This is a genomic window from Catenulispora sp. MAP12-49, from assembly GCF_041262705.1.
In the GTDB taxonomy this organism is placed as follows: Bacteria; Actinomycetota; Actinomycetes; order Streptomycetales; family Catenulisporaceae; genus Catenulispora.
The window spans coordinates 90513-103117 of sequence record NZ_JBGCCP010000013.1 but is presented as its reverse complement, the minus strand read 5'-3'; the positions used below and the strand labels follow the sequence as shown (position 1 = coordinate 103117).

General features: G+C 71.3%; 10 protein-coding genes and 1 pseudogene. 6 read left to right on the top strand and 5 right to left on the bottom strand.

Going from position 1 to position 12605, the window contains the following annotated elements:
• Positions 1–67: 67 nt before the first annotated feature.
• Positions 68–1306, top strand: coding sequence for a cytochrome P450 (locus ABIA35_RS23485; RefSeq protein ID WP_370345992.1), 1239 nt, complete (start codon positions 68–70; stop codon positions 1304–1306).
• Positions 1307–1366: 60 nt separating this feature from the next.
• Here the strand turns inward: ABIA35_RS23485 and ABIA35_RS23480 are convergent, their stop codons facing one another.
• On the bottom strand, positions 1367–2725 hold the full coding sequence (locus ABIA35_RS23480; protein ID WP_370359328.1) for an MFS transporter: 1359 nt from the start codon (positions 2723–2725) through the stop codon (positions 1367–1369).
• 99 nt (positions 2726–2824) lie between these two features.
• Here ABIA35_RS23480 and ABIA35_RS23475 point away from each other — a divergent pair, with 99 nt between their 5' ends.
• Entirely contained in the window at positions 2825–3922 is a 1098-nt protein-coding gene (locus ABIA35_RS23475; protein WP_370359327.1) for a DUF5937 family protein, read from the top strand.
• Here the strand turns inward: ABIA35_RS23475 and ABIA35_RS23470 are convergent.
• Together ABIA35_RS23470 and ABIA35_RS23465 are read right to left on the bottom strand one after the other, a co-directional pair.
• Complete coding sequence (locus tag ABIA35_RS23470) at positions 3856–4590, bottom strand: response regulator (protein WP_370359326.1); 735 nt, start codon at positions 4588–4590, stop codon at positions 3856–3858. The two genes, ABIA35_RS23475 and ABIA35_RS23470, sit on opposite strands and share 67 nt — an antisense overlap.
• Positions 4590–5816, bottom strand: coding sequence for a sensor histidine kinase (locus ABIA35_RS23465; protein ID WP_370359325.1), 1227 nt, complete (start codon positions 5814–5816; stop codon positions 4590–4592). The genes ABIA35_RS23470 and ABIA35_RS23465 overlap by 1 nt, the downstream gene beginning before the upstream one ends.
• 133 nt (positions 5817–5949) lie before the next feature.
• On the opposite strand from ABIA35_RS23465, the gene ABIA35_RS23460 reads away from it, so the two are divergent.
• Together ABIA35_RS23460 and ABIA35_RS23455 are read left to right on the top strand one after the other, a co-directional pair.
• On the top strand, positions 5950–6702 hold the full coding sequence (locus tag ABIA35_RS23460) for an ABC transporter ATP-binding protein (protein WP_370345982.1): 753 nt from the start codon (positions 5950–5952) through the stop codon (positions 6700–6702).
• Complete coding sequence (locus ABIA35_RS23455) at positions 6699–9044, top strand: FtsX-like permease family protein (RefSeq protein ID WP_370359324.1); 2346 nt, start codon at positions 6699–6701, stop codon at positions 9042–9044. Before ABIA35_RS23460 ends, ABIA35_RS23455 begins: the two co-directional genes overlap by 4 nt.
• A 125-nt stretch (positions 9045–9169) precedes the next feature.
• Here the strand turns inward: ABIA35_RS23455 and ABIA35_RS23450 are convergent.
• Positions 9170–9724: pseudogene (locus ABIA35_RS23450) on the bottom strand (FUSC family protein); the annotation flags it as partial.
• A gap of 682 nt (positions 9725–10406) precedes the next feature.
• Here ABIA35_RS23450 and ABIA35_RS23445 point away from each other — a divergent pair.
• Positions 10407–10856 carry a MarR family winged helix-turn-helix transcriptional regulator gene (locus ABIA35_RS23445; protein WP_370345978.1) on the top strand — a complete coding sequence of 150 codons (450 nt, stop codon included), beginning with the start codon at positions 10407–10409 and terminating at the stop codon, positions 10854–10856.
• Between the two features lie 15 nt (positions 10857–10871).
• Positions 10872–11399 carry a GNAT family N-acetyltransferase gene (locus ABIA35_RS23440; protein WP_370359323.1) on the top strand — a complete coding sequence of 176 codons (528 nt, stop codon included), beginning with the start codon at positions 10872–10874 and terminating at the stop codon, positions 11397–11399.
• 159 nt (positions 11400–11558) lie between these two features.
• Here ABIA35_RS23440 and ABIA35_RS23435 read toward each other — a convergent pair whose 3' ends face one another.
• A complete protein-coding gene (locus tag ABIA35_RS23435; protein WP_370359322.1) occupies positions 11559–12575 on the bottom strand; it encodes an aldo/keto reductase in 1017 nt (338 codons plus the stop codon).
• Between the last annotated feature and the right edge of the window lie 30 nt (positions 12576–12605).

Sequence of the window (12605 nt, the reverse complement as noted above, 5' to 3'; positions counted from 1 at the left end):
GCACCCCGGCCGTTGTGAATCAGTAGCCTGTCCTCGATCGCTCCTGTCCGCCATGGAAGGCCCCAGCATGGACCAGCACGTCCTGACCCTCGATCCCACCGGCGCGAACCGCCACACCGAGGACGCTCATCTCCGGGCCCACGGCCCCGCCACCCGCGTCGACCTGTTGGGCCAGGAGGTGTGGGCGATAGCCGACCCGGCCGTGCTCAAGACGCTCCTGGTCGACCCCCGGGTGTCCAAGGACGCCGCCCGGCACTGGCCGAAGTTCCCCGACGAGATCGTCGGCAAGTGGCCGCTGACCCTGTGGGTCGGCGTGAGCAACATGTTCACCGCCTACGGCGCCGAGCACCGCCGGCTGCGCCGCCTGGTCAGCCCGGCCTTCGCCGCCCGCCGGATGGCAGCCCTGGCCCCGGCGATCGAGGAGATGACCCGCGCCCTGCTCGACGAGCTGGCCGCCACCCCGGCCGGCCAGAGCGCCGACCTGCGCGAGCGCTTCGCCGTCCCGCTGCCGATCCAGGTCATCGGCTCCCTGATGGGCCTGCCCGCCGAGGCCCGGCAGGCGTTCCGCGGCTGCGTGGACGCCGTGTTCGACACCACCTTGTCCGCCGAGGAGCAGACGGAGAACGCCACCAAGGTCTACGGCATCCTGGCCGGCCTGGTCGCCGACAAGCGCGAGAACCCGGGCGAGGACATGACCTCCGTCCTCATCGCCGCCCGCGACGACCAGGACGAGGAAGGCGACGGCTCGGCCCTGACCGAGCAGGAGCTGCTCGACACCCTCCTGCTGGTCGTCTCCGCGGGATACGAGACCACGGTCAACCTGATCGACCAGGGCATCACCACCCTGCTGTCGCACCCCGCCGAGCGCGCCAAGGTCGACGCCGGCACCGCGCAGTGGCGCGACGTCGTCGAGGAGACACTGCGCTTCGAGGCGCCGGTCGCGCACCTGCCGCTGCGCTACGCGGTGGAGGACATCGAGCTGCCCGGCGGCGTGACGATCCGCCAGGGCGAGGCGATCCTGGCCTCCTACGCCGCGGTCGGCCGCCACCCCGACCTGCACGGCCAGACCGCGGACGTCTTCGACGTCACGCGCTCGGGACAGGACCACCTGTCCTTCGGCTACGGCGTGCACTTCTGCCTGGGCTCGCAGCTCGCGCGGATGGAAGCGGAGATCGCACTGCGCATGCTCTTCGAGCGCTTCCCGGACCTCGCGCTGGCGCCGCAGACCACGCTGCGTCCGCTGGGGTCGCTGATTTCCAACGGACACGACGCGCTGCCGGTGGTGCTGCGGCCTGCCGCATCGTAGACGCCCGAGTTCCATCAGCCCCCGGATCTTGTAGCCCCCGGACCTTGTCCGGGGGCTGATTCACTCCTGCTCCCCGTCCGACAGCCGGCGCACCGACCACGCCGCGAGCAGCGTCGCCGCCGTCAGCGGCAGCCACAGCGCGGCCGAGCCGTGCGCGGCCAGGGCGGTGATGACCGACGGGGAGACGGCCAGGCCAATGCCGTTGGACAGCTGGAAGCGGGCCAGCGCGCGGCCCAGCACCGGCGCCGGGGTGATCGCCATCAGCAGCGGGCCTACGGCGCCGGCGTACATGATCTCGCCGATGGTGCAGAGCACTGACACGGCGGCGACGGCGGGGGCGGCCAGGCTGTGGCCGAGTGCGGACGCGAGCAGAAAGCCCAGGTAGGACACCGAGATCACGCCCCCCGACGCAGCCAGCGCGACGCTGCGCGGCCAGCGTCCCAGCCACACCGTCACCGGGACCTGCAAGGCGACCACCAGCGCGGTGTTGGCGACGAAGATCCCGGCGGCCCAGGCGGGGGAGGCGTGCAGCATCCGCACCACGATCAGCGGCAGCGCGATCTCCGGGACGTTGAGACAGAACACGTAGATGACGTTGGCGGCCAGCAGCTTGAGCATCACCGGCGTCGGTGCGGTACGGATGCCGGATCCCTTCACCGGCGCCGCCTGCCCCCGGATGCGGACCGTCCAGGCCAGCAGCGCCGAGACCAGGAAGCTGGCCCCGGTCGCCGCCGCCAGCCACCGCATCGCGGTCGGCCCGCCGGCCATGGCGGCGGTCGCGGCCAGCGCTCCGAGCCCCATGCCGCCGTTGCGGACAGAGCGTGCGGCGGCCGCTGCCGCGTCGCGCTCGCGGCCGGCGGCGACGGTGGCGATGAGCGCGGCGTGCGCGGTGGGCATGCTCTGGTTGCCGATGCCCAGGAACAGCGCGGCGGCGGTGAACCAGGGGACGCTGCCCGCCGGGGCCGCCAGCAGCACCAGGGTGCCCAGGACCCGGATCAGCATCGAGGCGGCCACCACAGTGCTGCGCGCGCCGCGATCGAGCCACCGGCCGGTGAGCGGTGTGGCGCAGAGCCCTGCGATGATGCCGGCGGTCATCGCGGCGCCGGAGACCGGCGCGGACAGGCGCATGACGTCGATCCCGTAGAGCAGCAGGAAGGGGCGCAGCATGCCGTTGCCGAAGGAGTCGACGAGCAGCGCGACGGCGTAGCGGGGGCCGCCGGTGGCGCGCAGGAGCGCACGTGCGCCGACGCGGGGGCGGGCCGGTGCTTGGGCCGGGTCCCGGGCAGAGTCCTGGGCCGGGCCCTGGGCCGCCTTCCGGGCGGATAGCTTGACGGCTTGCTCGGCGGTTCGCTCGACGGCTTCCTTGCCAGGTTCCCCGCCGGTCTCCGGCGGTGTTCGCGGGGGCGCGCTCATGGTCATGGCCCAACGGTGCGCGGCGCGGCCCCGGTCCGTCACGTGGATTGACCAATGGCGTCAACCGACGTGCCGTCCACGGTCCCCACCAGCGACAATGGCTGAGTGACCTTGCGCATCGACATCACCGGCATGCCGCCCGAGCGGCTGCGGTTCGCCGTCTCGCCGCTGGCCGAACTGGCCGCGATGCTGCACGCGCTGGCCGGCACCGCCCACCACCCGCGCTTCGCGGCGTGGGCGGCCGGCGTGCGCGGGGCGCTGCGCCCGGAGCTGGCCGAGCGGCTTCAGGAGGCCGAGTTCCTGTGGCGCTCCTCCCGCGCGGACTTCCTGCTGCCGGCCCGGCCGAAGGGCAGCCTGAAGCAGGAGCTGGACGACGTCGACGCGATCGACGACGAGGCCTACGTGCTCTCGGCGCTGGTCACCACCTGCGGCAGCAACCGCGTCCACTTCGGCGACGCCTCGCCGCTGACCGACGCCGGCGCCCGCGAGCGCGCCCTGGAACAGGCCCAGGCGCGCGGGGCGGTGCAGGAGGCCTTCGCCGAGCGGCTGCTGACCGACCCCGGCGTGGTGCGCCGCAGGGTCCGCGAGACGCTGGAGCAGTGCGGCGAGGCCTTCTTCGAGGCCGCGTGGGCCGACGTGGTCCCGCGCCTGGCGGCGGACGTGCAGGTCAAGACGAGCCTGCGGGAGCGCGAGGGGATCGGCCCGGCCCTGGCGTCGGTCTCGTCCGCGGTGACACTCGCCGCCCGCGCCGACGGCGACGCGTCGATCGTCGTGGACAAACTCCAGGACAACGCGACCCGCGCCCGCACCGACGGCGTGACCCTCATCCCGACCGTCTTCGGCAGCCCCCACCTGGTCGCGGTCCACGCCCGAGGCTGGCGCCCGGTGATGCAGTACCCGGCGGCCGAACCCGGTGCCGCCGAGCACGCGGTGTCGATGGACGTCATCGAGCGGCGGCTGCAAGCGCTGTCGCACCCGGTGCGGCTGCGGCTGGTACGCACCCTGGCCAGAAGCCCGCACACGACCGGGGAACTGGCCGCCGCGTGGGAGCTGACGGCGCCGGAGGTCTCGCGCCACCTCGCGGTGATGCGGAAGGCGGGGCTGCTGGTGGCCGAGCGCAGGGGGCGCTATGTGTACTACTCGCTCGACGCGTCCGCGCTGACGGCGCTCGGCACGGATCTGTTGTCGGCGATGCTGCGGTAGGGATTGTCGCCGGTGCTGACCAAACCGTTCTCGTACGCGACGATCACCAGCTGCACCCGGTCGCGCGCGTCCAGCTTCACCAGCAGGCGCGTCACGTAGGACTTGACCGTCGAGCCGCTGATGCCCATCGCCTCGGCGATCTCGGCGTTCGTCAGGCCGCGGGCGATGAGGGCCAGCGTTTCCAGCTCGCGGCCGGTGACGCCCAGGTGCCGGCCCCGGTCCGCCGGGGGCGGCTCGGTGCGGGTGCGGCGGGCGAACTGCTCGATCAGGCGGCGGGTGACCTTGGGGGCGATGAGCGCGTCGCCGGCCGCGATCACCCGGACGCCGGCCAGGATCTCGGTGATGCCCATGTCCTTCACCAGGAAGCCCGAGGCGCCGGCGCGCAGGGCGTTGTAGACGTTGTCATCGTCGTCGAAGGTGGTCAGGACCATGACGCGGGCCGTGTCCGGGCCGGCGGTGATCAGACTGGTCGCCTCGATGCCGTCCATGCCGGGCATGCGGATGTCCATGACCACCACGTCCGGACGCAGCGTACGGGTCATCCGGACCGCCTCCAGCCCGGTGCCGGCCTCGCCGACGACGTCGAGGTCGGGCCGGTCCGTGGCCGCCATGACGAGCGCGGAGCGGATCAGGGGCTGGTCGTCGGCGAGCAGAATGCGGACCGCCATCAGGACCGCCCCGACACCGGAACCGGAACCGAAACCGGAACCGGAATCCGCGCGGCTACAAGGAAACCGCCCCCGGCACGCGGCCCGGCGCTGAACTCGCCTCCCAACAGTTCGACCCGCTCTCGCATCCCGGCCAGGCCGTAGCCGGCGCCGTAATCAGTGCCACAGCCGGCGCGCCTGCCGTCGTCGGCCACCTCGATCGCCAAGTCTTCCTCCCCGTACTCGAACCGGACCTGACAGCCGCGCGCTCCGGAATGCTTTAAGACGTTCGTGACCGACTCCTGCACGATCCGAAAAGCAGCCAGATCGACCTCCGGCGGCAACAGCCGACAGACCCCGCGCCGCTCGACCTCGATGCGCACCCCCGCCTCGCGGGCTCTGTCCACCAGCTGCTCAACGCCGTCCAGCCCTTCCGGCGGCGCATCCGCCCCCGGCTCGTCATCGTGCAACGCGCCGAGCATGCGCCGAAGCCCCGCCAGCGTCTCCCGCGCCGCGTCCTCCACGACCCCCAGCGCCTTCACCGCATCGTCCGGCCGCCTGCGCACCACCAGCTTCGCCGCCCCCGCCTGCAACGCGACGACCCCGATCGTGTGCGCGACCATGTCGTGCAGCTCCCGGGCGATCCGCAGCCGCTCGGCGACCACCGCCTGCGACGCCACCCGGGCTCGCGTCTCCCGGACATGCGCACGCTCCCGCCGCCGCGAATCCCCCACCACCGCAGCCAAAGCGACGCACAGCACCACGACGGCCTCGACCGCCGTATCCACCCTCAGGCCCCTGACAAGGCACACCACCACGTACCCGAGAACTCCGGCGCCCGCGACCGCCGCCGCACAAGCCCCAGTCCGCTGGGATTCGCCGGCGGCGACGAAATAGAGCGCGGCACACACGGGAAGGTACTGATCCGGCGCGATACCGGCCGAGTGGATGTCGTAGTTCAACGCGAGCGCCCCGACCACCAGCGCGGCCATCGCCCCCAACGGCCTACGGGCAAGCCACCGGCACCCGCAGGCCACCACCACACCCGCCAACGCCAGGACGACCCACTCCCGATCATCCATTGCCCACGACGACCGGTGCCCCGGCCCCACCCCCACCACGGGCCCCCACGGCCGCTGCATCCGCTGCGACTGCGCCAGCAACAGGTACGACGTCGTCAGGACCCAGACACACGCCACCACCAACGGCGGCGGCACCCGCGGGAGGAACGGCCGGTTCTCGGACATGCGGCCAACCCTAGGTACGCACCCGCGCCACCACATCGGACCCAGGGCGTACGCCCCGAGACGGCATCCCCTGGCGCCCGATGCCTGCCCAGCTCCGATGTGCCGCCTCGACCGCCGTCGGCACTGTCGTCCCATGACGAATGCGAAACCCTCCGAAGACGCAGATCTCTTTGAAAGCACAGCTGTAGACCCGGACCCCGTCGTCCACCTGACCGACCTCCGCAAGGACTTCGGTGACCACGCCGCCCTGGACGGCGTCACCCTGACCATCCGCACCGGCGAGTCGGTAGCGGTGATGGGCCCCTCCGGCTCCGGCAAGTCGACCCTGCTGAACATGGTCTCCGGCCTGGACCGCCCCTCTGCGGGCCGCATCGTGGTCGGCGGCCAGGACTTGACCGCGCTGTCCGAGAAGGGCCTGGCGGTCTTCCGTCGCCGCCGGATCGGCATGGTGTTCCAGTTCTTCAACCTCCTCGACGACCTCCCGGCCCTGGATAACGTCGCCCTGTCCGGCCGGCTCGCCGGCATGCGCGCCCGGCCGGCCCGGGCACGCGCCGCCGAGTTGCTGGACGAGCTCGGCATCGCCGACCGCGCGGCCATCCACCCGGCGTCCCTGTCCGGCGGGGAACGGCAGCGCGTGGCCGTTGCCAGGGCCCTGATGAACAAGCCCGCGCTGCTGCTCGCCGACGAGCCGACCGGCGCGCTGGACAGCCGTTCCGGGGAGGCGGTGATGAGCCTGCTGACCGACCTGAACCGGCTCGGGCAGACCCTCGTCCTGGTGACTCACGACCCCCGGCTCGCCGCGCGGTGTGCGTCCCGCGTGGTCGAGATCGAGGACGGACGCATTGCTCGCGACCGTTTCCTGCCGGCTCTGCAGGACGCCCGATGAGCGCGGTGTGGACCGCGGCGTCGGCGGCCATCAAGCGCCGCAGGCTCCAGACTTTCGTTCTGGCCGTCGTGGTCCTGCTGTCCACCGGAATGGCGGTCGTCACCCTCGGTCTGCTCGCCGCCGTATCAGGCCCCTTTGACAAGGTCTACGCCGCAGCTCATGGCGCGCACATCGTCGCCGAATACTCCGACTCCAAGGCGAGCGCGGCCCAGATCGCGCAGACGGCTCACGCCCCGGGCGTGGTCGGTTCCGCCGGACCGTATCCGGTCGCATACCTGCATCAGCCCACTGAGACCGGCACTCCTTCGATCGGGCTGGCCGGGACGTTCACCGTCGTCGGCCGCGATCGTCCGGACACGGCGGTCGACACGCTGAAGCTGGCCGAGGGACGCTGGCCCGCAGGCCCCGGCGAGATCGTCCTGAACCTCCCGCAGGGCGACGACCGCACGACCGTGCGGCTGATCGACGTCGAACACCATGTCGTCACCGCCGACGGCCTCGACCTGAAAGTCGTCGGCTACGCCAGGTCCGTCAGCGATTCCGCCGACGGCTGGGTCACCCCGGCCGAGGCGACGGCGTTGGGCGCCACCGAGACCCAGATGATGTATCGGTTCCAGCAGGCGGGATCGGATGCGTCCTTGCGAGCCAACATGGCTGTCGTGGCCGCGACCATGCCCTCCGGATCGCTGATCGGAACGAGCTCCTACCTCACCATCAAGGCCCACCTGGCCACCGGCCCCAATACCTACGTGCCGTTCCTGACCGCCTTCAGCATCCTCGGTCTCGTCGTCTCGGTCGTGATCGTCGGCACGGTCGTCAGCGGCGCCGTGGTCGCCGGCTATCGGCACATCGGGATTCTCAAAGCCCTGGGATTCACGCCGGGCCAGGTGACAGCTGTGTACATCCTCATGGTCATGGTCCCGGCCGCGATCGGGTGCGTGCTCGGCGCCGTCATCGGCTCGGCCGCCGGGTCCTCGATGGTCAGCCAGGCCTTCTACGGCATCTCCGGCAACGACGTTCTCAGAGGGAGTGAAACCCTTCCGGCGTGGGTGTATCCGGCCGTGCTGCTCGGCATGCCGGCCCTGGTCGCGGTGTCAGCCCTCCTTCCCGCAATGAAGGCCCGCCGCCTGCCGGCCGCCGTGGTGATCAGCGCGGGTGCCGTGCCGCAGACCGGACGCGGTCTGCGGGTCCAGCGTGCGCTCGGCGGTTCGCGCCTGCCGCCTCCGGTGAGCCTCGGGCTGGGCTGGCCGTTCTCGCGGCCGGGGCGGACCGCGCTGACGCTGTCGACGGTGGTGCTCGGCGTGACGACCGTGACGCTGGCGATCGGCCTGTCGGCGACGGTCGTGAAGTACGACCGGACGCAGAGCGGCCAGGACAAGATCCAGGTGACGGCCACCGTGGACGATCCGGCCGCGCCCTGGCATCCGGCCGCCCCGGCCCACACCGACGACGAGTTGTTCAGCCTCCTGCGAGCGTTGCCCGGGACGGCCCATGTCTCAGCCGACGCGCCTTTCCGCACCCACCTGGCCGGCAGTACCGACGCCGTCGCCATGGACGTCGAGACCGGCGACACCGCGGCGCTGCACCCCGATCTGGCGCGCGGACGCTGGATCGAGGGTCCCGGAGAGGTCGTCGTCGGATCAGAGTTCTGGCACCAGCACCATCTCGCCCTCGGCCAGACCATCGTCCTGGGCTCCGCCGATGGTCAGGTCCCTGAAAAGGTCGTCGGCGAGGAATCCGGCGGTTGGGACGTGACGAGCACCGACTGGAATCGCTTTGTGGGCCTGCGTTCCACGCACCGTGCCATGACGTTCTATATCGGCCTGACCAAAGGCACCGAACCGAACGACTACGCCGCAAAGGCCGCCGGCCTGGACCCCGCGCTGAAACCGGCGCTGAACGACGGCATCGACACCACCGAGAAGGTGATGATCAGCGTGATCTCCACCCTCACCGGCATGCTGATCGCCGTCTCGGCGCTGGGGGTGTTCAACGCGGTCGTCATGACCACCCGCGAGCGGCGCAAGGATGTCGGGGTCCTGAAATCGATCGGGATGACGCCGCGCCAGGTGATCGCGCTGGTGGTGACGGCGATGGCCGCGCTGGGCCTGCTCGGCGGGCTGATCGGGCTGCCGGCGGGGATGGTCGTCCACCGGATCGTGGTCCCGGCCACCGGTCACGGCACCGGCCGCGACCTGCCCGCCTCGCTGCTGCACGTGTGGGCCTGGCCGACGGTGGCCGCGCTCGCCGTCTCCGGTGCGGCGATCGCCGCGCTCGGCGCGTTCCTGCCGTCGGTGCGTGCCTCGCGCTCGTCGGCCGCGGAGGTGCTGCGCACCGAATAGCGTCCCGTCTCCGCGAGGGCCCTGACCGGCTCGACGCAGCTGAGCATGACGTCGATGGCGTCGGCCCCGACTGCGCGGCCGGTCAGCCTCCGTTGCGCGCGCAGCGGTTTGGCGATCTGCTCCAGCAGCGTGGCGGCTTGCTGGAAGCGGGCCTGGCGGCGGCGGATCTCGGCCTGGTCGCCGGTCGGGGCGCTGAGGAAGGCGCTGAGGGCGGCGTGTGCCTCGCCCATGCGCCGCTTCAGGACGTCCCCGGTACGGATCGGCAGGACGAACCAGGAGGCTGCGATGCCGAGCGCCGCGCCGACCAGGATCGCCTCCAGCCGGGTGGTCAAAAGCCCCGTCGCGCTCTGCCCGAAGTAGCCGTACAGCAAAGACAGGACGGCGGTGACGCTCCCGGCCCAGAACGCGTAGCTGATCTCCCGCAGCCAGCTCGCCATGCCCAGCACCACGAAGATGATGACGACCGACCAGCGGTCCGCCGGCGGGAAGGTACCGGCGATCGCCGTCGCCAGGACGGTCCCGGCGGCCGCGCCCACGGCGCGCAGGACGCCCTTGTGCAGGACGTCGCCCCGGCTGCGTGCGCCGCTGCCGACGATGAAGGCGGTGAGCACGGCCCACGGCCAGTGGTTGTGGAAGGCGGCGTGGCCGACGGCGCAGGCGGTGCCCAGGGCCACGGCCATCTGGCAGGCCATGCGAGTGCTGGGCGGTATCCGCCTGGCACTGGACGATGCGGTGCGGGGCCGTGGTCGTTGTTGCGGCGTCGGCGGGCGCGGGCCTTGTCCGGGCAGACCCAACGCGGCGGCGCTCAGCTGGTACAGCGCCACCCAGAGCGCCGAGACCAGCGCGATCAGCGCGGACCACAGGTCGTGGTCGAGGTTGCTTGGGGGAGTGCCCTGGCCTTGCGTGAGCAGCAGCGTGATGAACGGGACGACCATGACCGCCCCGGCGGTGGCGGCGCGCGCTCCGAAGCGCCGGATCCAGATCGCGCCGGCCATCGCGGCGGTGAAGGCGGCGCCCCCGATGACGGGGTGCAGCTGAAGCAGAGAGCTGATTTCGGAGGCGCCGGCCGCCGACACGGTCAGAACCGCTGTGCCGATCAGGCGGTTCCGGGTGTCGGTACCGCGCTGGACGCGGGCCAGCGTGATCGTCATCGCCACCGCGGTGATGACGATGTCCAGGTGCTGGTGCGCCCGGTGCTCGATCCAGATCGCCGAGCCGTACGCCGACAGGACCGCCGCCATGGAGACGGCCGCGGCGCTCAATTTAGTACTCAATATGTACTACCTCGAAGGTGAGGGTGTCGTGCAGGCAAGCTTGATGCGAGCTTGGCGTCATCGAGATAGTAAGTGATAGCGTAGTTGTATGACAACCGCCCGGGACCGGCCGGACCAACCGGACTTGCTGGACGCCGCGACCGCGATCCGTCAGGGTACGGTGCGCCTGGCCCGCCGCGTCCGCGCCGTCCGCTCGGCCGGGGCGCTGAGTACCAACAAAATCAGTGTTCTCAGTCACCTGAAGCGCCTCGGACCCTCCACACCGGGCGAGGTGGCGGCCCTGGACCGGCAGCAGCCGCAGTCGCTGACGCGCGTGTTCGCCGAACTGGAGCGGGACGGCCTGGTGGTCCGCTCCGCCGACGCCGGGGACCGCCGGCAGTCGATCATCACGATCACCGACGCCGGCGTGGAGGAGCTCCAGCGAGACGTCGCCGAACGCGACGCCTGGCTCGCCGCGGCGCTCGCCGGGCTCAGCGAGACCGAGCGTCAGGTGCTGGTTCTCGCTGCGGCGCTTATGGAACAGATCGCAGACGGCTAGGGCAGGATGGTGCGGGTGAACGAACCGAAGATCCGCGAAGCGACGATCGCCGACGTCCCCCGGATCGTCCACCTGATCGAATCCGCCTACCGCGGCGACTCCAGCCGCACCGGCTGGACCACCGAGGCCGACCTGCTCGACGGCCGGCGCACCGACGAGGGCGACGTCACAGCCGCGGTGGCCGACCAGGACAGCCGGATGATCCTCGCCGAGGACGGCGACGCCCTGATCGCCTGCTGCCTGGTCCGCCACCGCGGCACCCACGCCTACTTCGGCATGTTCGCCGTCAGCCCCGCCGCCCAGGGCGGCGGCCTGGGCAAGCACCTCCTGGCCACCGCCGAACGCCTGGCGCACGACGAACTCGGCCTGACCACCATGGAGATGACCGTCATCCGCCAGCGCACCGACCTGATCGCCTGGTACGTCCGGCGCGGCTACACCCAGACCGGCCGGATGCAGCCGTTCCCCTACGGCGACATCCGCTTCGGCGAGCCTCGTCGCGACGATCTCGAATTCGAAGTGCTCGTCAAGGACCTGACTTGATGAGCGTATGCGGGTCGCCGTGGCTGGGCGAAGGCCGGGTCTATCCCGACCCGCCAGGACGGTGGCCGGCGCTCATGCGTGGCCTGCGGGTCGGTGATCCGCAGGTATGTGTATCGAGGTCCTTGATCGAGTATCTCGACATGACCGGCTCCACAGCCCTCACCGCCGCGGTTCGAACCGCTCCACGCTCAGGCCGTAGACGAACTCCCGGGCCGTCGCGATGAAGTCCTGAGGGAATCCGAGCTCGAAGGAGCAGGCCTCGTCCAGGCGTTGCAGTGCTTCGGCCGGCAGTTCCACGTCCAGTGCGGCCACGCTGTCGGTGAGCTGCTCGACGGTGCGGGCGCCGATGATTGGGTGGATCCAGCGGTGGCGGGCGCGGGTCCAGGCCACGGCGGCCTGGGAGGAGGAGACACCGAGGTCGTCGGCGACGGTGTCGAGCACGGCGGCGACGTGCAGGTCGTGCTCGGAGAGGTTCTCTTTGCTGGTGCGCGAGCCGGTGGTGGCGCCCTCGCGGGTGAACTTGCCGGTGAGTACGCCGCGGGCCAGGGGTGCCCACGCCGCGACCGACAGGTGCAGGGCCTCGGCCATCGGCAGGAGTTCGCGCTCGATGCCGCGTTCCAGCAGGCTGTAGTTGAGTTGCAGGCCTGCGAAGGGGGTCCAGCCGCGTAGTTCGGCGATGGTCTGGGCGCGGGCGGTGACCCAGGCCGGGGCGTCGGACAGGCCGATGTAGAGGACCTTTCCGGCGCGCACGAGGTCGTCCAGGGCGCGCATGGTCTCCTCCAGCGGCGTGTGCGGATCCCAGATGTGGACCCAGAGCACGTCGAGGTAGTCGGTGTCCAGGCGGCGCAGGCTGTCCTCGACCGAGCGCCGCAGGTTCTTGCGGTGGTTGCCCGAGGCGTTGGGGTCGGTGCCGTCCATGGTCAGGGTGTACTTCGTGGCCAGGACGAAGCGGTCGCGCTCCTGGCCGAGCAGTTCGCCGACGATGCGTTCGCTGGAGCCGTCGGTGTAGCGGTTCGCGGTGTCTATGACGTTGCCGCCGGCCTCGGCGTAGGCGGTGAAGATCTTCCGGCAGTCCTCGACGGAGACGCCCCAGCCCCAGTCCTCGCCGAAGCCCATCGTGCCGAGGAAGGCCTCTGATACGCGCAGGCCGGTGTTCCCGAAGGTCGTGTATCGCATGGGGCGAAGATACCCAGCGTCTAGACAGTC

Coding starts and splice junctions, on each gene's coding strand:
- ABIA35_RS23470 (WP_370359326.1), bottom strand. CDS start 4,590: ATGGCGGTCCGCATTCTGCTCGCCGACGACCAGCCCCTGATCCGCTCC.
- ABIA35_RS23480 (WP_370359328.1), bottom strand. CDS start 2,725: ATGACCATGAGCGCGCCCCCGCGAACACCGCCGGAGACCGGCGGGGAA.
- ABIA35_RS23445 (WP_370345978.1), top strand. CDS start 10,407: ATGACAACCGCCCGGGACCGGCCGGACCAACCGGACTTGCTGGACGCC.
- ABIA35_RS23435 (WP_370359322.1), bottom strand. CDS start 12,575: ATGCGATACACGACCTTCGGGAACACCGGCCTGCGCGTATCAGAGGCC.
- ABIA35_RS23465 (WP_370359325.1), bottom strand. CDS start 5,816: ATGTCCGAGAACCGGCCGTTCCTCCCGCGGGTGCCGCCGCCGTTGGTG.
- ABIA35_RS23455 (WP_370359324.1), top strand. CDS start 6,699: ATGAGCGCGGTGTGGACCGCGGCGTCGGCGGCCATCAAGCGCCGCAGG.
- ABIA35_RS23460 (WP_370345982.1), top strand. CDS start 5,950: ATGACGAATGCGAAACCCTCCGAAGACGCAGATCTCTTTGAAAGCACA.
- ABIA35_RS23485 (WP_370345992.1), top strand. CDS start 68: ATGGACCAGCACGTCCTGACCCTCGATCCCACCGGCGCGAACCGCCAC.